Raw genomic sequence first — 24,044 nt, 5'->3', positions numbered from 1 at the left:
TCGAACAAATGCCCCACCTCGCAACTTACCCAATGCACAAACCCCATCCTCAATACAAACCATGCATATCAACTGGAAAAAAACCTTCATCGTCACAGCCGATATTATCCTGGGAGGCTATCTCATCGTTGCCTTTTCCGCCTTCGGCAAGCCGAATGTGGTTCAGCGGGTATGCACCAAGGTGAATATCAACATCCAGGATGAGGCCACCAACGGGTTTATCAGTGCTGCAGAAATCAAGAACCGACTCGAGAAGAATCGACTCTACCCACTGTCGAAACTCATGCAAGACGTTAATACCCGAGTCATTGAGGAGACCCTTGAGCAAAGTCCATTCGTAAAAAATGCAGAGTGCTACAAGACAGAGGATGGGCACGTGGTCATCTCACTGACGCAGCGCATGCCCATACTGCGCATCAAAGCTATTAACGGTGAAGACTATTACATCGACGACAAACACAGCGTGATGCCTAACTCGAACTATACGAGCGACCTGATCATCACAACGGGTTATATCAGCAAGTGGTATGCACGTCACTATATTTCATATCTGGCCGAATGTCTGATGTCGAACGAATTGTGGAAAAACCAGATCGTACAAATAAACGTACTGCCCGACAGGGGTGTGGAACTTGTTCCGCGCATAGGAAACCATATCGTGTACATCGGCCAGCTGCCCGAAACCAAATATGTGAACATGCGGCAGAAACTCATCGCCGACTATGTAAACAAGAAAATGGATCGCTTGGAGAAGTTCTACAAATATGGACTCTCACAAGCCGGGTGGAACAAATATAAGTATATCAACATCGAGTTCGACAACCAAATCATTTGTAAGAAACACATTGAATAGATAATTATTATATACCCATGGCAGAATTTATAGTAGCAATTGAATTAGGCTCATCCAAGATGACCGGCATTGCAGGCAGGAAAAACCTCGACGGAAGCATCAGCGTGCTTGCCGTTGTGAAGGAGGACTCCTCCACCTGCATACGCAAAGGTGTAGTCTACAACATCGACAAGACCGTTCAGAAGCTCACCAACATCGTGAAAAAGCTGGAAACAACGCTCAAAGCGAAGATTGCACTCGTATATGTTGGTGTTGGCGGACAGTCGATCCGAAGCATCAGAAACACAAACGTCAAGGAACTGCCACAAGACACTATCGTGACCCAGGACATGGTGAACGAACTGATGGATGCCAACCGCAGCATGCAGTATCCCGACCAAGAGATTCTCGATGCCATCACACAAGAGTACAAACTCGACAACCAGTATCAAACCGACCCCGTAGGCATACAATGCTCGCGCCTTGAAGGCAACTTCCTGAACATTCTCTGGCGCAAGACTTTTTACCGCAATATCAACAAATGCTTCGACAATGCAGGCATAGCCATTGCTGAAATGTATCTCTCGCCCCTCGCCCTTGCCGATGCCGTGCTAACCGATGCCGAGCGGCGCGGTGGGTCGGTGTTGGTAGATTTGGGGGCCGACACCACAACCGTTTGCGTGTATTACAAGAATATTTTGCGCCATCTCGCCGTCATTCCCCTTGGGGGCAACAACATCACCAAGGACATCTCTTCCCTGCAAATGGAGGACCGCGATGCCGAGAAGATGAAGCTGAAATATGGAAGCGCATACACCGATGCCAACGACATAGACAAGAACAAAACCTACTCCATCGATGCAGAACGCAATGTAGACATGAGCACCTTCGTCGATATCGTGGAGAGCCGCGTGCAGGAGATTATCGAAAACGTGTGGCATCAAGTGCCCAACGAATACTACGACAAGCTGCTTGGAGGTATCATCCTCACCGGCGGTGGCTCAAACCTGCACAATATCGAGCAGGCTTTCCGCAACTACACACGTATTGAGAAAATCAGAAACGCAAACTTTGTAAACCACACCGTGAACTCCAACAACCCTGCCATCACCGCTAAGAATAGCACCTTGTGCACCGTGATGGGACTGTTAATCAAAGGAGACATGAACTGTGCAGGCGACGAGTTCAGCAAAGACCTATTTGGCGGAGATACCAAACCAGCACAACCCGAGACCTCCAAGGAACCACGCTCACTGAGCGAGATATCCGGCAAGGGCATTGTGCAGACCGAAGCAGAGAAAGCTGCTGAAGAGGAACGCAAGCAGAAACAGGCAGAAGAACGCGAAAGGGAGCAACAGCGGGAAGCCGAGGAAGAGGCCATACGCCAGGCCAAACGTGAGAACTCCATCGTCAACAAATCATTGAAGGGACTCAAGAGCTTCTTCAAGAAAATGGTAGACGATGAGGAAGATGACAAATAAAGAACAAAGAATATGATAGAAACTATGCCAGACAATAACAATAACACCGAGAATAAAAAGCCGTCAATCCTTGATTTTGGTGACCCGGAAAAAGAAAACAGTATTATCAAGGTTATTGGTGTAGGCGGGGGTGGCGGCAACGCCGTGAACCACATGTATCGCGAGGGCATCCACGACGTATCGTTCGTGCTGTGCAACACCGACGCCCAGGCTCTCAACGACTCTCCTGTGCCCGTCCATCTGCAGTTGGGCAAGGAAGGACTGGGGGCAGGAAACCGGCCGGCACGTGCGCGTGAAGCTGCACTCGACAGCATAGACGATATCCGAAGAATGCTCAGCGACGGGACGAAAATGACTTTCATCACCGCCGGAATGGGCGGTGGCACAGGTACGGGCGCCGCCCCGATCATTGCCCAGGTCAGCAAGGAAATGGATATTCTGACCGTTGGAATCGTGACCATACCGTTCCGTTTCGAAGGGCCGAAGAAAATAGACCAGGCTCTCGACGGCGTAGAGGAAATGTCCAAGCATGTAGACGCGCTACTCGTTATCAACAATGAACGACTGCGCGAAATCTATCCCGACCTCACCCTTATTGATGCCTTTGGCAAGGCCGACGACACTCTGAGCGTGGCAGCCAAGAGCATTGCTGAAATTATCACCATTCATGGACTCATCAACCTCGACTTCAACGATGTGAAGACAGTGTTGAAAGACGGCGGCGTGGCCATCATGAGCACCGGATTTGGCGAAGGTGACGGCCGGGTGCGCAAAGCTATTGAGGATGCGCTCAACTCGCCGCTACTCAACGACAACAACGTGTTCAACTCCAAGAAAATCCTGCTTTCCATCAACTTCTGTGATGAGAAGCAAGACAAGCAAGGTCTTATGATGGAGGAGATGAACGACGTGAACGACTTCATGGCTAAGTTTGGCGACGACTTTGAAATAAAATGGGGTGTAGCCACCGACCCGGAACTTGGGAAGAAAGTGAAGGTGACCATCCTTGCCACCGGCTTCGGCGTCGAAGATGTGGAACCCATCGAATGCCGTGGGCGCCACTCGCAGGAAGAAGCCAACCGCATTGCCGAGGAAGAGGAAAAGGCAGCCGAGCGCCAAGAGCGCCGCAACCGATACTATGGCAGCGACACCGGCACCACTCAATACAAGCGCCGTCCGCATATCTACATTTTCAGTCAGGACGACCTTGACAATGAAGACGTGATACTGGCCGTGGACAATTCGCCAACCTACAAGCGTACACGCCAGATGCTCAACGAAATTCGTGACCAGGCAAGCGGCAACAACGTCAAGCCGGAAAGCGAATCCGGACAAGACACCGTACAGGGAGTGATAAGCTTTGTATAGGCAGAATTCGTCATCCCTCTCCTTTAATTTGATAACCCTTAGAACAAAAAAATATGTCTACCCTACTCTTCGACCAAGTCAGCAGCGGCATCCGCACGGCAATGAAGGCACGCGACAAAGTGCGCACGGAAGCCTTACGCAACATCAAAAAATATTTTATAGAGGCCAAAACTGCCCCCGGTGCCAACGACACCTTAGAAGACAGCGCCGCCCTAAAAATTCTTCAGAAGCTGGCCAAGCAAGGAGAAGACAGTGCAGCCACCTACGCCAGTGCCGGCAGGCAAGACCTTGCCGATGCCGAGTTGGCGCAAGTAGCCGTCATCAAGGAATATCTCCCCCAGCCACTTTCGGAAGAGGAAATAGAGACACAAATCAAGGACATTATTACCAAGATAGGTGCCACCGACATGAAGCAGATGGGTCAGGTCATGGGCATGGCCACCAAACTAATGGCGGGCAAGGCTGACGGCAAAACCATATCCGCTATCGTTCGGAAATTATTGGCATAGTCGTGCCAGTAAAAAACAATTATCTTGTAGTTATTCAATAATTGTGGAAACAAAAGAACAAGTATTACAAGTTATGCGTGAGGCCGGCAAGCCGATGTCAGCCGGCGAAGTGGCCAAAACATCAGGTATTGACCGCAAGGAAGTAGACAAGGCCTTCACTCAGCTGAAAAAGGAGAACGCCATCGTTTCTCCCGTGCGTTGCAAGTGGGCTCCGGCCGAATAGGTCTATTGAGCAAGCCCTACTTTCCAAGTCGATCCTTGCCATATAGAACCACGGAGCGACACCCGCTCATCATAAAACATGCGGGTAAAATGAACACAATCACAAACAGAGGCCATCCATTAACGGGCATAACCCAAATGGATGGCCTCTGTTTGAATATATTGCTTCTTAAAATGCCAGCGTATATCGAACGCAATACACTTGTATTCCGAACGCGATACGCTTGTTCTTCGGACGCACGCCACTTGTACTTCGAACGCAATACACTATAAAATAAGCTTAGAAAGGCAACCGCGCATGCAAGATTTGCAGGACATTAGCATTTATGGAATAAAGCATCTATCTGCAAATGATTAGCATATGAAACACCCGTGACAAATCATTTGTCGTCAAATCGAATAAAAATAATTGGTTAATGTGACAAAAATAAATTATTCAGGGATGTACACCCATAACCAACTATTAAAACAAAGTCCTGAGCACTTCAAACGACTTTAATTCCGGAAAGTTAGGGACATGCAACCGATAATAATACAATATAATTTCAACACAACGGTTGCGCTCGGCCTGCGACATACGGAAAAGGTGCATGTTGTCATAGTTCATGCGCATGAGCAGTCCGATAACGGAAGCCTCCTTTGGGCTGAGGTAGTCGCCGTGAGAAGGGCAAACAAGCGAAAAGCTGCCATCGCGAAGGTCGAACCACGCCCCGCGCACATTGTCCGAAAGATTGGGGAAAAACCCAATGAAACGGGAAAGATGCATCATGAACACCAAATGGAAGTTTGCAAACGACCGCGACACATTGTCAAGCCACATCATGCTACTCTCTATATAGTCATACAAATGCGTGTTTTCCTGTTCGCCACGTGTGGCATAGGTAAGAAACTCTGATATGAAAAGCGTTATCGAAAGCTTGTAGGCATCAAACGGCAACGAACCATAGGGTTGCGAGATACTAATCTCAGAAAAGCGTTGCAAGCTATGATTCGGCTTGTAGGTATATACAAGGTTTAGCAAGGTAAGTGGCTGGAAAAACTGCTTCTTCACCTTGCCCCTGCCCGTTTTGGGGATGTAACAAATAAACGACACACGCCCTTGTTCCCGGGTAAGCAGATCAACGATCATCTGCGAATCCCCAAATTTGAGTGCATGAAGCACCAAAGCTCTGGTTTTGACTTCCATACAGGGCAAAATTACGAAAAGTCAGGCATTTAGAGAAAATATATTGAAAAAAGTTTGGCAAAATGAACAAAAAGCCTTAACTTTGCACCCGCTTAATAAACCCCAACGGTCGGTTCATCTAGAGGTTAGGATTCAAGATTTTCATTCTTGCCACACGGGTTCGAGTCCCGTACCGACTACAACAGAAATAAAAAGAAAAAATTTAAGATGGCAAATCACAAATCATCAGTAAAGAGAATTCGTCAGACTAAGACGAGAACTTTGCACAATAAATACTATGCAAAGACCATGCGTAATGCCGTGCGCAAGCTTCGCGCAACCACAGACAAGGACGAGGCTGCCAAGCTGTTCCCGGCTGTTCAGAAGATGTTGGACAAGTTGGCCAAGACCAATGTAATCCATGCCAACAAGGCTTCCAACCTGAAATCAAGCCTGTCTCTCCACATCAGCAAACTCGGATAAACTCTAGCTTCTTGCTGGTTACACTATACAAGGTCGTATGTCCTCTGGACATGCGACCTTAAGTTATTTTCGCACACCTGATATGAAAGATAATTATCCAAATATCGTTTGGTTACGATTCTCCTACCCTTTTTCGTTAATGGAATCGCTCAGATGAATCCGACCTGTTAATGACACACTTTCGACATTCTGTCGTCCTTAAATCTTATTTAGCTACTTTTTAGCAAAAAAGTTTGGCTTTTCAGTTAAAAAACAATACCTTTGCACCACTAAACTGGTCAGTCATCAACTATTGACTGCGCATTATTAGAAATTTGGACTTGTAGCTCAGTTGGTTAGAGCAACAGACTCATAATCTGGAGGTCCCTGGTTCAAGCCCAGGCTGGTCCACACTGAAAATCATGGTATTCACAGTTAGAGTCCATGATGATACACAAGAGGCGGAAGTTCTTAATAATAAAGGATTTCCGTCTCTTTTTTTTATATAAAATGATACGCAAGAAGCAAAAAAACATAAGCTTATATTCTCCTAATGTTATTATCATGAACTGTACAAGTAGGTTTTAAAACACACAAGTAGATTAAAAATATTGACTGAATATTGACTTAAAATTAACTGAATAGATATGGCAACACTAAAAGCTGTTATAAAAAGAGGAAACAAACGTGCAGACGGCACATGGAACGTTGTTATTCGCTTCACACATAGTGGGAAAGTTAGGTTTATACCTACGACAATGTATGTGACCAAAAAAGATATGACAGCATCTTATAAAATAAAAAATGCTGTTATCCTTGATAAGTGCAATGAAATAATTAAAGTATTCAGAGAACGGGTAAATGAGCTTAACCTCGAATTTAATGATATTGACATTGATACGATTATCGATTATATGTTGAAAAAGAGGGAAGTTGGTGATATCTCTTTTACTGATTTCGCAGAAATTTGGATGGATACCCACTCGGACAAGAAAGGAATATTGAATTACAAGACAGCATTAAACGCATTTAAGGCTTTCTGTGGACGTGAAGATATCCTATGCCAAGAAGTTACAACGAAGTCCATGAAATCCTTTGAGAGCAGCCTTAAAGACCGCCCAAGAGCACAATCCTCTTATCCCTTATATATCAAAGTGATATTCAATGCCGCAAGAGAGTATTATAACGACGAGGACAATGGTATCATACGTATCAAACACTCTCTGAACAGATATAAGCCTGTCCGTCAGAGCGTAGCCAAGAAAAGAGCGCTGGACGTGGACACTATAAGACGTATATTTGCACTTTCCTATGAATGCAAGGGTGTAAAAAGAATATATAACAGGCGTGACTTGGCACTCGATTGCTTTAAATTATCATTTTGTCTGTTGGGAATCAACACTGCAGACCTTTATAACGCCACGAATTTTGATGGAAAGACCATTATATATAACCGTACAAAGACAAAGGACAGGAGAAGTGACCAAGCTGAAATACAGGTAGATGTACCGCCCTGCATAATGCACATAGTTAATAAATATCGTGATGACGAACGTATCTTTGAGTTCCACAAGCGGTATTACGACATGAAATCATTCAATAAAGCTGTTAATATTGGACTAAAGGAAGTTGGCCGTGAAGTAGGAGTAGATAACCTGCAATTCTATGCTGCAAGACATTCGCTCGCAACCATAGCAGTGAATGACGTGGGGATAAGCAAGTATATTGTCAATGATATGCTCAACCACACCGACCCAGCCTTAAGAGTGACAGAGCTGTATATCAAAAAGGACTTTAAGGCTATCAATGAAGCAAATATAAAAGTTTTAGACTATGTATTAAAAACGAGTTAACACAGCAACTAACACAGCAGTTAACACAGTAAGCACATTTATAATTATATAGAAACAAGATAGTTGCAGAGATTAAATTAAAAAGGTAACACAGCAGGTAACACAGTAGATAACACACCTTATTGCTCAATTTTTGTTATTGTATTTCAATAGAATAATGCAAGATTTATCTAAGTGAAATTTTGCAGTATTGATTGTTTGCCATATTTTTGTGGAAAACCGCAATCTATGGAACAAATAATCGAGACCATTAAGAGAATTGAAAAGGCACGCACAGCACTTCGTCAGGCTATTGTAGACAATGAATTGGCAACATCTCCACGACTGAAAGACTTGGCTTTAATACCAAAGATTTATGAGATATTTAAGGGGATCAAGGGAGATGATATTACGGTGAATGACCGCAAGGAGTTTATATTTGTGGCTATTTATCTGTATTCCCCCAATAAGTTTTTTGGGGGAAAGATGCCAAAAGGACTACGTAATGCCATAGCAAAGACAACTGGAGTGTATTCTGTAACCTCTATATCGAACAACTGCACAGAGCTGCTCATTCTTTACACAACCTATGATGATTTTAGGCACAATGTGGATACATTGCTGAACGAGGTGATGGAGAGGTTGGGAAAGTAAAAAGGCAGCCTTATATTTTAGTACTCATTAAAAATTTTAACCTACAATATTTTAGTCAAAATTATATTGATCTATGAAAAACTCCTCTATGTCTCTTATCAGTGACGGATTCTTGGATAGCGAGTTGTTATTTATAAGCAAATATGCACTTTTATCCTTGTTTTCCTTATGGTAAAAAAGCTGATCGCTGAAATATGTGGCAATAATGGTGGAATATACTTTGTATCTCTTCGTTTCCTTAATACTTTCGCCGATTCTGTTAGCACCAACAAATCCGAATGAAGCATTTTTGTTCTTATCATAAATACTCAACATAATGTTAATACAAGTATTTATAATTCTCCTTGGCTCATAAGTTTTTGTTAATAGCCTGTATTTGTTTTTTGAGTTTCTCCATTTCTTTGGATAAAACTTCACTGCAAAAACATCATACTTGTATTGTTCCACAAGCACGATATACATTAAATTCGATTTAGTTGATTTGAAGTGATACAAAAGGTCTCGTATATGTCCATTCCTGTTGATATTCTCATTTTTTATATGACAGAACGGATAAGAATCAGGGAGGATATTCACAACAAGTATTGATAGACGGATATTCTTCTCTTGTTAAGTTCATCCTTAGACACGTCAGACAATACAAAGGTGTTTTTATCCCCTTTGGCATCTTTTTGCTGCTTTAATATAAGGTTGCCCATAACTTATGATAATTTATTTGATGTCGCAAATATACGATATAATAAATCAAATAATATATTTTATCATATATTTAACTATAAATGGGCGTGGAATTAACCATAATTTAACGTAAACCGCTTAGATAAGCGAATTAGATAAGTAATTTTGCGAGATGCGGAAAAGATTGAGGAATAGCAAAGGGTAGTCTTAGTGACTGCTCCTGTTTCGATTTATAATGACATTTAGTAATCCTATAATATCATTTGCAAGTGTCCCATTTTGGCCACAATGCAGGCGAACTATCGGGGTTGAAAAGTCATCGATATTAACTAATACTGTATAATCGTGAAAAACTTTGTCATCTTCACTTACGATAGTTCCGTCTTTTTTTGCTGTTACGCCACCAGCCAAAGCTCCTGCCCCACCTAATAAAACTCCACCTACAACAGCTCTTTTTGCCATATTACCAGTATTGGTCTTAGATTGTATTGTAGTCTTTCCTTTTATTGTTTTGCTATTGTCAGAGAGATTGCAACTTAAAATGCTGTTCATTGGTAAATCATTTCCTGCGAGCCATATTCTTGAACCCTTAGAAAAAGCTAAAATAGCATTGTCTGAATTATATTCTGATAAGATTATTTCTTTGTCTATCTGCCCATATTTTCCAACAAGTTCGGACTTTAATTGTTCATATTCTTGTCTTTTCAGTTCTTTTTGTTTGGCAAGTTCTGCATTCCGCTTCTTTAATTCCTCCTGCTCTTTTTTCTTCTTATCCGAGTCCTGGACAGCAAATATAATCATAAGGAGAACCGTTCCAACAGTGCCAGCAACAAGAGCCCATCCTAATGTATTCCATCCTACAATAAAACATATTGCAATAAAGAATACAAATAATAAGAGATAACACATAACTTAAGGTTTTAGTTAATCGTTTACTCCGCAAATGTAAGGATTATGCTCCATAAGTGCAACTATTTCTCCTCTTTTTTCAGATCCCCGACAATTTTTTCCAGCTCCTCCACCGAAGTAACCTCCTTTAGCTCGCCGTTGTACTTGACAATGGCAAGGAAATTATTACGATTTACTATTTTCTCCGATGGCGGGAAGAAGAAATCATTAACCTTACATCCAACAGAATCTGCAATTTTGAGTAACGTCTTCATTGATATGCTTTCTGGAGAATTGATTTGCCTATAAAATGAGGGTAAGGATTTATATCCAATCCTTTCCGCAACTTGTTGTAATTGCAATCCTTTAGCTTTAATGACATCTTTAATGTATATATCCATATTCTAATATATTAGATTTGTTGCAAAGATAGCAAAGGTTTTAGAATGTATCATATATAAGATATATTTATTAACAACATTTAATTTAACTATCAGATCTTAGTCATATTCTTAATGTATCTAAAAATTGATACATTTATTTGCAATTTACTTGTTTATATCAAAATTATGATATATATTTGCAATGTGATTAGTTCACAAGTGAGTTACAGATTTTCGTGCAAGCCTTTGAGCCTTTCTCACTTAAAAGAAAAACGACTGAAAGAGCAAGAAACAAAGTCAAACATTTAATACATACTATTATGGCAACAATAAAACTTGTAAAGTCAGACATGCTCACAGAAGTTATCAAAAGCAGCAGAAAAGAAGCTATCGCACATATGATAACAGAGAAAGAGAAAGCATTTGAAAACGCAACGGCAAACGCAGACTATTATAGAAGCATAGGTAATGATGAATTTGCCGACAATGAACAGCAGAGAGCCGACAGGCTCGCAAGAGATATTGAAAAGCTAAACATGAACCTTTAAAATTATACAACCATGGCAACAACATTCAAAAATCAGTTAAGCAACATCATGCGAATGGCGTGGATATTTGTTCGCAAGTATGGATTCACCATGAGCGAGGGTTTGAAACAGGCATGGCTCAATGCCAAGTTAAAGAAAGAGCTGGGCAAGCGTATCGTCAAGTTTTACTTCACCAAGGTAAACGGTGAGATAAGAGAGGCATACGGCACGCTCGCAAGTGATAAGATCCCGCCTGTTGCAGGCACTGACAACCGCAAGCGCAACGATAGCGTACAGGTGTACTTTGATACAGAAAAGGACGAATGGCGGTGTTTCAAAATTGCAAACCTTTTAAGGCTGGCATGATATAAAATGGTGGGCGATGCTCACGCACTGCCCACCGTATAAACAATTTTTCATACGACTATGGCGCACTACAGCGTACGCACAATAATCACGACAAAGGTAACAAACTAAAATGAAATAACATGGATAAGAATTTAGAAAAAACAGCAGCGTGGGTGGATAAGATAGTAGACCACGCAATCGAAACAGAGAAGAAGAGTAAGAAACCAAAGCGAATTAAGAATATTTAACGCAACGTTTATCTAAGTGAAATTTGGCACCTGTTAGGGCAAAGGCTAATTTTGCAATAAACAACCCGCCTTAGTGGTATTCGGCGGTAGAGAGAAGAAATTTAAAGGGGCATTAACTTCGAGGTCTGAATACCACAACAAGACTTCTTAGTTTTTGCCCCTGTTTTATAAAAAGAAAGGGTGGTGCCTGACCACACCACCCAAATATAAACAAAATATTCAAATATGAATACACCAATTGTTTACGATTACAAAGGTAGTAAGATTTCTTTTGCCAACGGAAAGAATGTAATGGTAAATGCAACTGAAATGGCAAAATCATTCGATAAACGCCCTGCAAAGTGGTTAGAACTGCCATCTACAAAAGAGTTTTTATCCACTTTAACCGATGTCCGAAAATCGGACTTCGCTCTAATTCAGACTGAAAAGGGTGGTATCAATGGTGGTGGTGGCACTTGGATGCACGAAGATGTTGCCTTAGAATTTGCCCGCTGGCTTAGCCCTGCATTTGCAATATGGTGCAACGACCGCATCAAAGAGTTGTTGAAATACGGTATGACAGCCACGCAGCCAACGCTTGACGAAATGCTGGATAACCCAGGCCTTGTTATCAGAATGGCTACACAGCTCAAACAAGAGCGTGCGGAAAAAGCACGGCTTGAAGCTGAAAGCAAGCAAAAGGACAATCAGATCAAGAAACTGCAACCAAAAGCCGCCTTTGCAGAAAAAGCGTTTGACATGAAAGACAAGGTGGATGTCGGCATGGCTGCAAAAATTCTCAATCTTGGATTTGGCAGAAACACCTTATTCAAGAACCTGCGTGAGACGGGGGTATTCTTTGCATCGAAGAACGAGCCAAAACAGAGATTTGTAGATGCCAAGTATTTCGAGATGACCGAACACCCCATATACGATAATAACGGCGAGCTTATAAAGGTTGTTGCAAAGGTTCTTGTAACACAGAAAGGGCTTGCCTACATAAACCACTTGTTCGGCGGTCGCATGACAGAACCACAATTAGTAACTATCAAATAAAATAAACTATGAAAATAAACATAAATGCCAAAAAAGGCGTGGTGTTGTCTATACCGCAGCTCTCGCAAGAAAACAACATGACGATAGACGAAGTGTTAATAAGCCTGATTGATGAGGGTTTGATGGACGCATACGGCAAACCTACAGAAAAAGCAAAAGAAAGCAACATAGAAGACTATGAGGTTAGATTAAAAGACCTGCCAGTTGTTGTCTCAATGGGAACAGTATGCAAGATAGGCAAAAAATTCTATAATGCTATGTTGGCTATTCGTGACAATGACACTTCTAAGGCCTTCAGTGAGGCAAGTGAGGGATTTAATATTACATGGAATGCTCACGCTTTAATGAGAGACCCATATAAAATGAGTGACATGATTAACAAGAGAGGCTAATATTTATCACAAAAAACTTACACTAACAATTATACATCTATGGCAACAAAAGATATGACCCCGAGAACTATTGCACTCAGCGAAGAAACAGCAGAGTTGTTTAACTGCAAGCAGATGCTTGATGAGTGTTACGACAAGCTTGCCAAGGTACACGAAGATATCATTGGCTATGAAAGCGGATTCGATGACAAGATCGCAAGTGGTTATGTGATAATGAAAAACCTTATAAATGAGCTTATGACTGAAAGTATCGACATGACCTTCAGCGAGAGTCAGTATAAGGTTATTTGACAAACCGCCTATACAAGCATTCTAATAAAACAAAAACCTGACAATCCGCTTATTGTCATATATCAACAAGCGGATTGTTTATTAACCAGTATTATAAACCGTATCTTTGTATCAAATCGCGGGGTAGAGCAGTGGGAAGCTCGTCGCTTTGACTTGGCGAAGGTCGTGCGTTCGATTCGCACCCCCGCAACTAAGATGCAAAGATGTTGGTAATCTCAAATACTTTAAGTAATTTTACAGAAAAAGAAAATGAAAAAACTGACATTACAAATCAACAAAGAGAGCTTTCTGGCAATCATGAAAGGTGAGCAGAAAGTAGAACATCGCTATGTATACCCAAGTAATCAAAAGAAGTATGTGAAGTTCAAATGCGACGGCAAGGTGTACGATTCACAAGATGACATACCAGATGATGAGGTGGATATTGAAGTACAGCCGATTGAGTATGACGCATTGTATCTTATCAACGGCAGACGTAAGGATGCGCCACGTCTTACGGTAGAGGTAGAGCGTGCCGAATTCATTATCTTTACTGATGAAAACGGCAATGATATAATATATGAAGAAAATGGGATTGAATATGTAGGGTGTCAAGTATGGTACCATCTTGGAAAAATACTCGATACTGAGAATGTTTAACTTAAATATTTAGCTGAGTCAAAGCAAGAATTAACAGAATCGCAGGACCTCGCCGTAATATGAATGGCGCAGGTTTAGGTGGAAGACTTGTGGCAAACCGTAGAGGCGTAGGATCGCAACTCGGTAGCCGTGAAATGAGACGGACAGATTTACGTGCTGCCTTTGGTGCAGGTGGCTAATGAACAAGTACTTGCAGACAATTGAGATAATACGGCGTGTCAGGCAGGAAACTGACACTGCCGTATTATACTATTCAGCTGGGGGCAAGGATGGTATCGCTTTATTGGATATGTTGGCACATGAATTCAATAAGGTGATATGCTATTATATGTACATCATACCTAACTTAGATCATATACGCCCTTATATTCATTGGGCATACGTCCACTATAAAAATGTTGAAGTTAGGACGATAAAGCACTATCAGAGCGACTATTTTGAAAAATATGGGCTTTTCTGTGAGCCTAACGAAAATATTAAAACAAGAAGTGTAGGTGATGTAGAGCAGTATGTGAGAGATCAAACAGGAATAAAGTATGGTTTCAGCGGAATGAAAGGCGTGGACGGCTATATGAAGCGTATGCGCCTTAAAAAGTTCGCTAAAACAGGCTATATCACAGACAAGGGAATGGTTTACCCTATTGCATTATGGACTAACAAAGAAGTCCTAAGGTATATTGATCGGAAAAATCTTATCATGCCATTTGTATATGAAGAAGGGAAAGTGAGCCAAGGGTTTGGTGTAAACCTGCCAACGCTACTTATGTTGAAAAAGAAGTATCCAAATGACTACAAAAAGACGTTAATGAAATTTCCATTTGCGGAAAAACTGATATTTGATTATGAAAGAGAACAAAATAAAACAACCGCAGCAAATAACGATTAATCGTAGCGAGATAAACTTTGCTCACTACAATCCAAGAAAAATATCTAATGAAGCAAGGATGCAATTAAAAGCGAATTTAAAGCGTATCGGACTTCTTGGAGGAATTGTTTGGAATAAGACGACTGGGAATCTTGTCAGTGGACATCAGCGTGTGTCTGTCATGGATGACGTAAACAAATATGAGGACGGACGTAATGACTATGAAATAAGGGTTGAGGTTGTTGAACTGGACGAGAAGACGGAAAAGGAACAGAATATTTTCATGAACAACCGTAGCGTTCAGGGAGAATTTGATACTGATATGCTGGAAACAATGTTGTCGGATATTGACTTCTCTAACGCGGGTCTTGATGAATTCGATTTGCAGATGCTTGGAGTAGGTGACATTGAAGAAACCGATATATCAGACTTGTCTTGGGATGAATCCGAAACGGCAGAAAATAACAATCTTCAAAATCTTGCATTCACTTCAAAAGATGGGGAGGAGGATAGAAAGACAGACAGGAGTGTTAACTTCTACGAGGACACTCCAGAGAACCAAATTAAGCGGCATAATGAAATAAAGAAGATTAAAGACAGAATTAATAATCAGAAATCTTCAGATGGAGGAGCATTGAGTTATGTCGTATTGTCTTTCCCTACTCCAGAAGCGAGAATACGTTTTATGGCAGAGTTTGGATATACGGAGGAAGATAAATATGTGGACGGAGAAGAGTTCGCACATAAAATAGAATTTGGAGAATAATAAATATGATGCAAAGGAATTTAAGTTAAGAAAATACTCAAAAGTATAAAACTCAGCATGGCGGGGCTATCGACACCCTCATAAGGCTTTCGCCTCCTCTGTTCCAAACTATCATGTCTCTACCATGCTGAATTTTACACTACAAATATAAACGAAACATTCGATAATAACAAACATTAAACGTTAAAAGTTATGGCAAAACCAAAATATGATTACGACAGCGATTACTTCTACCAGCGCATCAGGGAGAGTGCGGATAGGCAGATGCAGGAGAATCATATCATTTGGGATAAGGTCATAGCAAAGGATATCGATTTGGAGTCCAGCGTTTTCTCCGCAATGAAAAGTGGGTGCTACCCTCAATGGTCGAAAGAGGAAAACGAAAGAAGAAGTGAACAAATAAACAACGTATTATCGCGCGCCCGTGCGAGTGTAGAGCCTGAAGTGTGGAGGATGGTACTCGAAATGGGGCTTGGAAAAGTACAGGCACAGGACATCACCTTTGACAAGATAGGCGACAAAATACAGGACGAGCAAAGGATAACCGTCCACAAGCTCCCTCCCAACCTCAATGCCTTGCAGATGTGGTTAAGACACCATTCGCAGATGTACCGAAGTATAGAGAGTGGGAAGCTGGAGGCGGAGGAAAACAGCGATATTCCGACGGACATCACCCATGGAATAGATATTGGCAAGTGGATAGAAAAGGAGGTGAGCGATGATAAAGACGCATAAGGTCTACTACCCTATATACTCCAACAAGGATAAGTTCATCATCCTTATTACAGGTGGGCGTGCCAGTGGTAAGTCACATTTTGTGTCTTCATTCCTTGAACGCCTGACGTTTGAGATGACACCAATAGATAAGATCGTGCACCAGATTCTTTATACCCGCTACACAATGGTTTCCGCCAATATTTCCATTATCCCTGAATTCCTGGAAAAGGCTGAATTGGACGGCACACAAAAGTATTTCCGTTCCACCCGTTCCGATGTGACCAACCGAATGACTGGCAGTACTGTGATGTTTCGAGGACTCAAGACAAGTTCTGGCAACCAGACGGCAAAGTTAAAGTCCATTCACGGAATTACCACCTTTGTTGTAGACGAGGCAGAGGAATGGGTTTCGGAGAAAGAATTCGAGACCATTATGCTCTCCATACGCCAAAAAGGAATACAGAACCGCATCATCATCGTTATGAATCCAACGGACAACAACCACTGGGTTTACAAACGTTTCATAGAAAACACGCATAAGGAGGTGATGTATGACGGCGTTCCTGTCCAGATAAGCACCCATCCTAATGTGTTGCACATCCATACCACCTACTTGGATAACCTTGAGAATTTATCGCAGGAGTTTATCAACGAGGTGGAAGACATGAAAGCCAACAACCCCGAAAAGTATGCTCACACCGTCATGGGTAGGTGGGCAGACGTTGCAGAGGGTGCAGTATTCAAGCATATCGGTGTCGTTAAGGAGTTTCCGAAGTGGTGCAAAAAAGTGGCAATCGGTCTTGATTTTGGCTATACGAACGATGTGAGTGCTGCCATGATGTGCGGAATGATAGACGACAACCTTTATGTTGACGAGTTGTTTTATCGGACAAGTATGCTCTCTTCCGACCTAATTAAGGCTTTGCACAGATATGAGATGAAAGTCTTTTCAGACAGCGCAGACCCACGACTTGTGCAAGAAATACATAACGGAGGTATAAAGATATACCCTGTTGAAAAGGGCGCAGGCTCAATCATCGCAGGAATAGACAAAATGAAGTCACTTAATATCTTTGTCACCGAAAGGTCGTACAATCTTAGAAAAGAGTTTCTGAATTATGTTTGGGACAAAGACAAGGACGGAAACTATATCAACCAACCGATAGACGCATGGAATCACGGAATTGATGCTACTCGCTACTGGGTTTTAGCAACACTTTTAGGTAAGATACAAAAACCAAAGGGCGACATCGCAGCAGCGTTCGCCAGATAAACAGGGTAACGATATGAAGGAATATATAGTGAAATCTTGGTCTTCCGCACATGGGAAGCAAAGGATAACGAGAGTTGAAGCCGAATCGGAAGAAGATGCAAGGCAAGCCGTAAGAGTTTATTACCGTTTTGATAGTATTGAAAGTGTAACATTAGCAGGATAACGATATGTATATAGTTCAAAGCAAAGATTTATTTGGCTTCCGTGATGAGTTTTCAGCAAATCATCCACATATAGCATTTTCGTATATGAAAGATTTAGAACACACCTATGGTAAGCGATACAGGATAATTAAGAAAGGATAACGATATGGATCAGGATATTTTAGCACTAAAATATGCAGAAAATGTTGGCAATGTTTTAAAAGCCGTTGCTATTAGCATGGATGATATTGCAGCTTTGAATACGAAACAATTAGCAAAAACTACAAAAGTAGAGTTAGGATAACGATATGGAAGCACCAAAGACATTAGATGAAATCCTCGCACTTGAGGACATCGACCAAAAGATAGCCTATCTCAAGAAAGGCAGGCGCACATCGCTGCCAGACACAGGCAAGAATCTCGCAGACTGGAATCCAAAACTCCATGACATCATGAAGCCAGAACTCTATCCGAAGATAAAGGTGCTGGTCAAAATGGAGGATGTTAAGTTTGACCCCGAGACAGGGAAGTCAATTAAAACTCCTGCCAAATACGAGATGAAAGAGCCTAACCGCATCGCACTCCCCATCGAGCAGGATATCGTAAACATTCATACTGCGTTTACTGTCGGAACAGAGCCTACGTTGGACTGCCTGCCAGAGGATAATAAGGAAAAGGGTGTGTTTGAAGCTATCAAACAAGTATTCAAGAAGAATAAGCTGAAATATCAAAATAGGAAGATTGTACGCTCGTGGCTCGCAGAGCAGGATGTGGCGGAATATTGGTTTGTCGTTAAGGACGATGGCTTTTGGGCGAAGCTCAAGCGAAAAGTTGCAGGATTATTTGGCAAGACGCTGCCGAAATACCGTTTGAAGTCGCAGGTGTGGTCTCCGTTTCGTGGTGATACACTCTATCCTTTCTTTGACAACAGCGGCGACATGGTGGCTTTCTCCCGTGAATATGAGAAGACAGACATCAATGGCAACAAGCACAAGGTGTTCATGACTATCACCGATAAGATGGTTTATCAGTGGAACTTGGACAAGACGTGGGAAGCAAATGCCGAACGCTCATTTGCCCACAACCTGCCTAAACTTCCAGTCGTCTATGCCAGTCGCTCCGAGCCATTATGCGCAAAAGTACGTCAGCTTCGCATGAGGTTGGAAAAGTGTCTCAGCGGTTATGCCGACTGCATCGACAACCATTTTTTCCCACTCCTTATGCTCTTTGGTGACTTGCAGCCCGACAGCATTACAGGCGATGCAAGAAACCGCATGATGCAGCTCACGGGGGATGGTGCAAATGCTCAATACCTCACATGGAACCAGTCGAGCGACCCTATCAAGGTGGAGATTGAGACATACTTTAATCAGATATACGGATTGACCAACACGCCACGCATCTCCTTCGACCAGCTTAAAGGCGTAGGCAACGCATTGAGCGGAACAGCGTTTCGATACGTCTTCATGGCGGCACACATGGCAGTGCAGAATCATGCGGAGGAGCTTGGCTCGTTTTTCCAACGACGTGTGAACTTCCTCACTTCCGCCATTGGCGCATTGAACGCATCGCTTGAAGAAGCCAGCCATACCATTGACATAGAGACGGAGATTGTGCCGTTCATGATAGACAGCGAGAGCGACAAGGTAAACACCGCAGCCGCTGCCGTGAGCGGTGGAGTATGGTCTCTTGAACATGGAATTGCTTACTGTTCCAACTATGGAGAGTTGCAAGACGAGCTTCAGCAAATCAAGGAAGAACAAAGGCAAAAGACGGGGCAACAGACACGCCCTGCCGAATCAAAACCAAAAGGAGAAGAAGTTTAACCGTCTGAAAATATCAATCGGAAACCCCTGATGCGTTAGTGTCAGGGGTATTTTTTGTGCTATTTTATGACAATAAAGTAATTGTCATTTTTAACTACTCTGGAAACACGAAAATCCTTGATATAAAGTGTAATTTTGAGCAAAAGATTGTTTCAGGATAACACTTTAAGTATGAACATTTACGAACAAATTTTGGCAGGTCTCAAAACCAAGTTCCAGGGGGTTGAGGATGCCACCCTCCAACGGATTGCAAGCAAGAAGTCGGAGGGAGTAACGGACGAGAGCAAGGTAAACTCTATCGTTGAGGGTATCTCCTTTCAGGACGTTTTGACCAGTTATGGCGACTATCGGGCTGATGGAGCGCAGAAGACCGCAATTTCAAATTACGAGAAGAAGCACAACATCAAGGACGGTAAGCCTATTGAGGAAACCAAACCACAGCAATCACAAACGCCTGCACCTACTCCGCAACCTAAGCCAGCAGAAGAAGTGCCAGCATGGGCGCAGAGACTTATTGACTCCAATAATACTTTGAGAGATAAGTTGGCAGCCATGGAAGCTAAGACAAAGGCGGACACCCGTAGTCAGCAGATTGAGAATGTGGCGAAGTCGTTTGGTATTCCTAAGTTTGCCTATGAGGGCAAGCAAATCGCTGAAGACGCAGATCTTAACCAGTACTTCACGGACTTGAAACAGGAGATGCAGAACAGCGGTTTCCAGTTCGCCAAGTCTCCCGAAGAGGGAAACGGTGGGCACAAAGATGAAATGGATAGTGTATTGGAGGGCATCAACAAGCGCACCGAGGCTATCAAAACAGAAAACGAAAAAAAGTAAATCATTATGGCAGCAGGATTTCATTTTGAATCAGCACCTCCCATCGAAAGGGAGGTATGTGATGAGAAGTCCGTCTATCGTCTCACAGACGGTGGTATGGACTTGGATATGAGTAATCTCCCCGCAAAGGGTTGGTTGCCCGAACTTGCACCTCTTTTCCGAGACAAGAAAGAGCGCAAGGCAACGGTGTGTCTACGTGTTAAGGTGGTAGAAAAAGCTACCACGGGCGCAACGACCATCAAAGTAGCAAAGTGTCCGTTCTTGGATTTCATCAAGGCAGGAATGTTCCTCTCAGACGGGACGAATGTTATTACCGTGAAGTCTGTGGACACTTCCAACGAGGATTATGATGTTATCACCGCCACGGCAGCAACAAAAGCCGACTTGGAGGTCGGCAAGGTGCTTCCGGAAGCAAAGGGCGCATCTGACCCAAAAGCAAGGAATGTGGCAAACTTTGCTTCTTTCGGCTGGCGCAACCTGGCAAAAGAGAATACCGTTGCGTTGGTTGGTTGTGCATATTCAATCATTGAGGACAACCTTTACATTCCTTTCACAGAGGAAGATAAGGCATCCCTCACTGAACGTTTCATGTTTATCTAAGGAAAGGAGTGTTATATGTTATTCACAATAGATTCATTACTTAACAGCCCGAAGTTCATCAAGGCGGTTATCGACCGTGCTCTTGTTACTATGGGCGAGCTTGACAAGGTTTTTTGGAAAGACTATCTTGTCTACGAGAAAGCAAACCCAGACGGTTCTTTCAAAACCTACATGGGGACGCAGGTCGGTGTCATCGCAGGTACTGTTATCGACCGATACGCAGGAAAGCCTGTTCGGAAGCGTCATGCCCTCACGAGAGGTTTTGGCGAGGTAGCTTGCTTGGGCGATGCCTATCAGATGGATAATACCCGTCTTGAGCGTCTGTCTGTCCTTATTGAGGAGTATAACGCCCTGAATATCCAATCCACCAATGGAGATGCAATCTCTGCCAAAATGGACGAGATTGTGGACTTCTTGGCTGACGATGTGCGGCAGTGTATGCTTGCCCCAATGAAACGCCTTGACATCATGCTCGGTGAGCTTCGTTTCAAAGGTGCTACCAAGGTAGACGGCAAGGCTAACAAGCAGGGTGTATCCGTTTCCGACATGAAATTGCCTATCTACACAAAGGCAGCCGCTTCTGCCGACAAGGATAACATTCTTTCTTGGCTTGAAACGGAGTTCGTGGACAAAGTGCGTACAAAGGGTATGCTTTTCGCCACCGCAGAGATGAACAGACATACTTTCAACACCCGCATTGCCGCTTCTAAGGAGTTCCAAAGCAAGTTCACTATGAAGTTTGGCGACATGGAGTTCAACACCGGAGGTATTGTTACCCCGGATATGGTGAACCGTCTTATCGAATCGGTCGGCATGCCGTTCCGTGTGCGTATCAAGGATGAGTATGTACAGGTTTCCGAAAGTGAGTCCGTGAATATCGTCCCCGATGATAGGATTTCGTTCCTGCCGTTTATGAACGACAGAACACGGCTCGGCTACATGCGCTGGAAGAAACCTTACGAAATGACCGACAAGGTCAATGACGGCCGTGCTTATCAAGATATTGAAGGCGGAAGAGGCTTCATCTCCTCTAAGAGAACTGACGAGGGGCGTTTTATGGAATATGGTTTCGAGGCTATCCCTGACATCAACATTCCTAACAAAATGGCTATCGCCGACCTTTCAAAACTGGGTTAATGACTATCAAGGAATATATATCAAACAAGTTTCAGTCTTTCGGCATACAGGTGTCGGAGGCTGACTTGTTAGATATATCATTCAGCGCCAATGTGATACTCGATGATTGCATAAGTTTCGATAACTTGGAGAATGTCATTGTTGCTTTGGTGCAATATGTTCCTTTCTTGATGAGCAGACCGTCGTCAGTCAGCGAAAGCGGGTTCTCAATGTCATGGGACAAGGATGCGCTTTTGAGCTTCTATAACGCAATGTGCAAGCGATATGGATTGAGAAACGAACTTGATGCAAATAGTCCTAAAATACGATTCTTATGATGTATGCTCCACACATTCTACAGGTAAAAGTAGTGACACCTCTTCAAGAGGATGAATTTGGGCATCCTATCCCTAATACGGGTGGTGTTAGTTGGAAGACGTTGTGCAAATGTCGTTGTGATGACAACTCCACAAAGGAGTTCAAATCTGCCAATGGAGAAGTGTACCGACCGAATTATCATGTAGTATGCGAAATGCGTGTAAATATAAAAGCTGGAACAGAGGTAAGATGTCTCGAAGGCAATTGCGTGCGTGGAGAGGGAAAGGTCTATATCCCCAAGAAAACCAACTATTTCAATTATTCTGAATTATGGTTATAGACGGCGATTTTTCTGATGTAGATAAATACTTTGAGGACGGCGAGCGAGAGGTGGAAAGTACAATTGCTAATGTTGGCGAAGAAGCCGTTGAGGATGCCAAAGCAAACCACACCTACAAGAACCGAACGAAGAATCTCGAATCTTCCAATAAGTACGAAACCGATAAGGATGGACTCACGCTAAGCAATACTGCCGACTATGCTTCTTATGTAGAGGCAAAGGGATTTGACGTATTGAGCGGTTCTGCGTTAAGAGCGGAAAAGAAACTGAAAGAGGTATTTGAATGATAGTAACCACCGACATAGCTGATATTCTCTACAGAGATTGCAAATGCTTTGGAATAAAGATTGTGCCTTTCGGGAAAACCCTCACAGGGGAACTGCCCGATGAGCGCATCGCTATCCATGTCAAAGGGCAGACGCCAGAAAAATACTGGGAAAAATGCTTTGTGGAAGTCAACTTATGTGTTCCTGACCTGACAGACAGCACCGCATGCAATGTGATAGACACTGTTGCCAATTTCATACGGCTGAGAGAGCTTGAACGTAAGGCTAAAGCTGACTTTAGAAGCGTAACTGGCAGGTATAAAAACACAACATATCACTATGAGGTACATACTATCTCTATTGAAGCGGACACAGCTTTGAAGTGCCATTTTGTTAATTGTAGATTATTGTTTAATGTTTTAAATACGATTTGATTATGGGAAAGACTATTACAGCCGTCAATATAAAAAAACTGTGGTACGGCGACACATCAAAGATTACAGCCAAGATTACAGGACAGACGCTGTTTGCAATGCTAAAGCAACTCACTGAAGTAAAGAATGTTCATCAGGACACATGGACACTGGAAGAGGCCGAGGCAAGCAAGACTAATTACAAGAATCAACTCACTGGAAAGACGTATCGTTCCGACAAGGAAATGGGCGACGTTGCCATGAACTTCACACTTGGCGAGTACGATTATCAGACCAAGGCGGACATGTTGGGTGGTACAGCTACAGAAACATCATGGGAGCGTGCTGCGGGAAAGGTCAACATCGAGAAGTGCCTTGTTGGACTGACAGAGGATGACCAGTATATCGTCATTCCTCGTGCCGACATTGTTGCTCGTGAGGCAACAACGGACAAGGCTGTGGGATTGCCTGTAGTAGGAACAGAGCTCGAACCAACAGTAGATGGAGTGGCTCCTGAATATTGGTTTGATTCTTCTGTTGTAAAGGCAGGCTAATAAAGTAACCGAATGTATAACGTAGGGTGGGAAGTGGCTTAGACCACCTCTCACCCTTT

33 protein-coding genes and 3 tRNA genes are annotated in these 24,044 nt (G+C 42.9%); 32 read left to right on the top strand and 4 right to left on the bottom strand.

Features of this window, described 5'->3' with window-relative positions:
• Window positions 1–61 precede the first annotated feature (61 nt).
• The 5 genes from HMPREF0645_RS10895 to HMPREF0645_RS10875 are packed head-to-tail and all read left to right on the top strand — an operon-like array spanning window position 62 to window position 4,413.
• On the top strand, window positions 62–853 hold the full coding sequence (locus tag HMPREF0645_RS10895; protein ID WP_007175064.1) for a cell division protein FtsQ/DivIB: 792 nt from the start codon (window positions 62–64) through the stop codon (window positions 851–853).
• Between the two features lie 17 nt (window positions 854–870).
• Window positions 871–2,313 (top strand): cell division protein FtsA, encoded by a 1,443-nt coding sequence (ftsA, locus tag HMPREF0645_RS10890; protein WP_007175063.1) that lies wholly within the window; start codon window positions 871–873, stop codon window positions 2,311–2,313.
• A 24-nt stretch (window positions 2,314–2,337) separates the two neighbouring features.
• Window positions 2,338–3,681 carry a cell division protein FtsZ gene (gene ftsZ / locus HMPREF0645_RS10885; protein ID WP_044123586.1) on the top strand — a complete coding sequence of 448 codons (1,344 nt, stop codon included), beginning with the start codon at window positions 2,338–2,340 and terminating at the stop codon, window positions 3,679–3,681.
• Between the two features lie 53 nt (window positions 3,682–3,734).
• Window positions 3,735–4,190 (top strand): GatB/YqeY domain-containing protein, encoded by a 456-nt coding sequence (locus tag HMPREF0645_RS10880; protein ID WP_007175061.1) that lies wholly within the window; start codon window positions 3,735–3,737, stop codon window positions 4,188–4,190.
• Window positions 4,191–4,233: 43 nt separating this feature from the next.
• The gene (locus tag HMPREF0645_RS10875; RefSeq protein ID WP_007175060.1) at window positions 4,234–4,413 is read left to right on the top strand and encodes a hypothetical protein; all 180 of its coding nucleotides are present in this window, start codon (window positions 4,234–4,236) and stop codon (window positions 4,411–4,413) included.
• Window positions 4,414–4,875: 462 nt separating this feature from the next.
• Here the strand turns inward: HMPREF0645_RS10875 and recO are convergent, their stop codons facing one another.
• Window positions 4,876–5,598: a DNA repair protein RecO gene (gene recO, locus HMPREF0645_RS10870; RefSeq protein WP_007175059.1), complete on the bottom strand. Its 723-nt coding sequence runs from the start codon at window positions 5,596–5,598 to the stop codon at window positions 4,876–4,878.
• 107 nt (window positions 5,599–5,705) lie between these two features.
• Here recO and HMPREF0645_RS10865 point away from each other — a divergent pair.
• The 5 genes from HMPREF0645_RS10865 (at window position 5,706) to HMPREF0645_RS10845 (ending at window position 8,525) form a co-directional block, all read left to right on the top strand.
• Window positions 5,706–5,777, top strand: a tRNA-Glu gene (locus HMPREF0645_RS10865).
• A 28-nt stretch (window positions 5,778–5,805) separates the two neighbouring features.
• Window positions 5,806–6,060: a 30S ribosomal protein S20 gene (rpsT, locus tag HMPREF0645_RS10860; RefSeq protein ID WP_044123610.1), complete on the top strand. Its 255-nt coding sequence runs from the start codon at window positions 5,806–5,808 to the stop codon at window positions 6,058–6,060.
• A gap of 316 nt (window positions 6,061–6,376) precedes the next feature.
• Window positions 6,377–6,450 (top strand) — tRNA-Ile (locus HMPREF0645_RS10855).
• 236 nt (window positions 6,451–6,686) lie between these two features.
• Window positions 6,687–7,892, top strand: coding sequence for a tyrosine-type recombinase/integrase (locus HMPREF0645_RS10850; RefSeq protein WP_007175057.1), 1,206 nt, complete (start codon window positions 6,687–6,689; stop codon window positions 7,890–7,892).
• Window positions 7,893–8,120: 228 nt separating this feature from the next.
• Entirely contained in the window at window positions 8,121–8,525 is a 405-nt protein-coding gene (locus HMPREF0645_RS10845; protein WP_007175056.1) for a hypothetical protein, read from the top strand.
• A gap of 51 nt (window positions 8,526–8,576) precedes the next feature.
• Here HMPREF0645_RS10845 and HMPREF0645_RS10840 read toward each other — a convergent pair whose 3' ends face one another.
• The 3 genes from HMPREF0645_RS10840 to HMPREF0645_RS10830 all read right to left on the bottom strand — a co-directional run bounded on the left by HMPREF0645_RS10840 (window position 8,577) and on the right by HMPREF0645_RS10830 (window position 10,492).
• Complete coding sequence (locus HMPREF0645_RS10840; protein ID WP_245544028.1) at window positions 8,577–8,972, bottom strand: hypothetical protein; 396 nt, start codon at window positions 8,970–8,972, stop codon at window positions 8,577–8,579.
• 438 nt (window positions 8,973–9,410) lie between these two features.
• Window positions 9,411–10,112: a hypothetical protein gene (locus tag HMPREF0645_RS10835; RefSeq protein WP_007175053.1), complete on the bottom strand. Its 702-nt coding sequence runs from the start codon at window positions 10,110–10,112 to the stop codon at window positions 9,411–9,413.
• A 62-nt stretch (window positions 10,113–10,174) separates the two neighbouring features.
• Window positions 10,175–10,492 (bottom strand): helix-turn-helix domain-containing protein, encoded by a 318-nt coding sequence (locus tag HMPREF0645_RS10830; protein ID WP_007175052.1) that lies wholly within the window; start codon window positions 10,490–10,492, stop codon window positions 10,175–10,177.
• Between the two features lie 302 nt (window positions 10,493–10,794).
• Here HMPREF0645_RS10830 and HMPREF0645_RS10825 point away from each other — a divergent pair, with 302 nt between their 5' ends.
• From HMPREF0645_RS10825 to HMPREF0645_RS10725, 22 genes are all read left to right on the top strand, one after another.
• A complete protein-coding gene (locus HMPREF0645_RS10825) occupies window positions 10,795–11,022 on the top strand; it encodes a hypothetical protein (RefSeq protein ID WP_156777921.1) in 228 nt (75 codons plus the stop codon).
• Window positions 11,023–11,034: 12 nt separating this feature from the next.
• Entirely contained in the window at window positions 11,035–11,367 is a 333-nt protein-coding gene (locus HMPREF0645_RS10820) for an SH3 beta-barrel fold-containing protein (protein WP_007175050.1), read from the top strand.
• Between the two features lie 455 nt (window positions 11,368–11,822).
• Entirely contained in the window at window positions 11,823–12,632 is an 810-nt protein-coding gene (locus HMPREF0645_RS13015; protein WP_007175049.1) for a phage antirepressor KilAC domain-containing protein, read from the top strand.
• Between the two features lie 8 nt (window positions 12,633–12,640).
• Entirely contained in the window at window positions 12,641–13,024 is a 384-nt protein-coding gene (locus HMPREF0645_RS10805) for a hypothetical protein (RefSeq protein WP_007175048.1), read from the top strand.
• 39 nt (window positions 13,025–13,063) lie between these two features.
• On the top strand, window positions 13,064–13,315 hold the full coding sequence (locus HMPREF0645_RS10800; protein ID WP_007175047.1) for a hypothetical protein: 252 nt from the start codon (window positions 13,064–13,066) through the stop codon (window positions 13,313–13,315).
• Between the two features lie 117 nt (window positions 13,316–13,432).
• Window positions 13,433–13,505: transfer RNA gene (locus tag HMPREF0645_RS10795), tRNA-Val, on the top strand.
• A 59-nt stretch (window positions 13,506–13,564) separates the two neighbouring features.
• Window positions 13,565–13,954 (top strand): hypothetical protein, encoded by a 390-nt coding sequence (locus HMPREF0645_RS10790; protein ID WP_007175046.1) that lies wholly within the window; start codon window positions 13,565–13,567, stop codon window positions 13,952–13,954.
• Window positions 13,955–14,132: 178 nt separating this feature from the next.
• The gene (locus HMPREF0645_RS10785) at window positions 14,133–14,840 is read left to right on the top strand and encodes a phosphoadenosine phosphosulfate reductase domain-containing protein (protein ID WP_007175045.1); all 708 of its coding nucleotides are present in this window, start codon (window positions 14,133–14,135) and stop codon (window positions 14,838–14,840) included.
• Window positions 14,797–15,585, top strand: a complete 789-nt coding sequence (locus HMPREF0645_RS10780; RefSeq protein ID WP_007175044.1) for a ParB N-terminal domain-containing protein — start codon at window positions 14,797–14,799, stop codon at window positions 15,583–15,585. Before HMPREF0645_RS10785 ends, HMPREF0645_RS10780 begins: the two co-directional genes overlap by 44 nt.
• Before the next feature lie 192 nt (window positions 15,586–15,777).
• Window positions 15,778–16,320 carry a hypothetical protein gene (locus HMPREF0645_RS10775; RefSeq protein WP_007175043.1) on the top strand — a complete coding sequence of 181 codons (543 nt, stop codon included), beginning with the start codon at window positions 15,778–15,780 and terminating at the stop codon, window positions 16,318–16,320.
• Window positions 16,304–17,575: a PBSX family phage terminase large subunit gene (locus HMPREF0645_RS10770; protein ID WP_007175042.1), complete on the top strand. Its 1,272-nt coding sequence runs from the start codon at window positions 16,304–16,306 to the stop codon at window positions 17,573–17,575. Before HMPREF0645_RS10775 ends, HMPREF0645_RS10770 begins: the two co-directional genes overlap by 17 nt.
• A gap of 13 nt (window positions 17,576–17,588) precedes the next feature.
• Window positions 17,589–17,738 carry a hypothetical protein gene (locus tag HMPREF0645_RS14000; protein WP_156777919.1) on the top strand — a complete coding sequence of 50 codons (150 nt, stop codon included), beginning with the start codon at window positions 17,589–17,591 and terminating at the stop codon, window positions 17,736–17,738.
• A gap of 146 nt (window positions 17,739–17,884) precedes the next feature.
• Window positions 17,885–18,022: a hypothetical protein gene (locus HMPREF0645_RS13690; RefSeq protein ID WP_007175040.1), complete on the top strand. Its 138-nt coding sequence runs from the start codon at window positions 17,885–17,887 to the stop codon at window positions 18,020–18,022.
• A gap of 4 nt (window positions 18,023–18,026) precedes the next feature.
• Window positions 18,027–19,544, top strand: a complete 1,518-nt coding sequence (locus HMPREF0645_RS10765) for a phage portal protein (protein ID WP_007175039.1) — start codon at window positions 18,027–18,029, stop codon at window positions 19,542–19,544.
• Between the two features lie 171 nt (window positions 19,545–19,715).
• Entirely contained in the window at window positions 19,716–20,378 is a 663-nt protein-coding gene (locus HMPREF0645_RS10760; protein ID WP_007175038.1) for a hypothetical protein, read from the top strand.
• Between the two features lie 6 nt (window positions 20,379–20,384).
• Window positions 20,385–20,978 (top strand): hypothetical protein, encoded by a 594-nt coding sequence (locus tag HMPREF0645_RS10755; protein ID WP_007175037.1) that lies wholly within the window; start codon window positions 20,385–20,387, stop codon window positions 20,976–20,978.
• 15 nt (window positions 20,979–20,993) lie between these two features.
• Window positions 20,994–22,115 (top strand): hypothetical protein, encoded by a 1,122-nt coding sequence (locus tag HMPREF0645_RS10750; RefSeq protein WP_007175036.1) that lies wholly within the window; start codon window positions 20,994–20,996, stop codon window positions 22,113–22,115.
• Entirely contained in the window at window positions 22,115–22,432 is a 318-nt protein-coding gene (locus HMPREF0645_RS14375; RefSeq protein WP_007175035.1) for a DUF6706 family protein, read from the top strand. Before HMPREF0645_RS10750 ends, HMPREF0645_RS14375 begins: the two co-directional genes overlap by 1 nt.
• Entirely contained in the window at window positions 22,429–22,752 is a 324-nt protein-coding gene (locus tag HMPREF0645_RS10740) for a hypothetical protein (RefSeq protein WP_007175034.1), read from the top strand. Before HMPREF0645_RS14375 ends, HMPREF0645_RS10740 begins: the two co-directional genes overlap by 4 nt.
• Window positions 22,743–23,039, top strand: coding sequence for a hypothetical protein (locus HMPREF0645_RS10735; RefSeq protein ID WP_007175033.1), 297 nt, complete (start codon window positions 22,743–22,745; stop codon window positions 23,037–23,039). The genes HMPREF0645_RS10740 and HMPREF0645_RS10735 overlap by 10 nt, the downstream gene beginning before the upstream one ends.
• Window positions 23,036–23,452: a hypothetical protein gene (locus HMPREF0645_RS10730; protein WP_007175032.1), complete on the top strand. Its 417-nt coding sequence runs from the start codon at window positions 23,036–23,038 to the stop codon at window positions 23,450–23,452. Before HMPREF0645_RS10735 ends, HMPREF0645_RS10730 begins: the two co-directional genes overlap by 4 nt.
• 2 nt (window positions 23,453–23,454) lie before the next feature.
• Entirely contained in the window at window positions 23,455–23,985 is a 531-nt protein-coding gene (locus HMPREF0645_RS10725) for a hypothetical protein (protein ID WP_007175031.1), read from the top strand.
• The last annotated feature ends 59 nt before the right edge of the window (window positions 23,986–24,044 follow it).

It is taken from the genome of Hallella bergensis DSM 17361 (assembly GCF_000160535.1).
GTDB lineage: Bacteria > Bacteroidota > Bacteroidia > Bacteroidales > Bacteroidaceae > Prevotella > Prevotella bergensis.
This window is presented reverse-complemented; position numbering and strand designations above follow the sequence as displayed.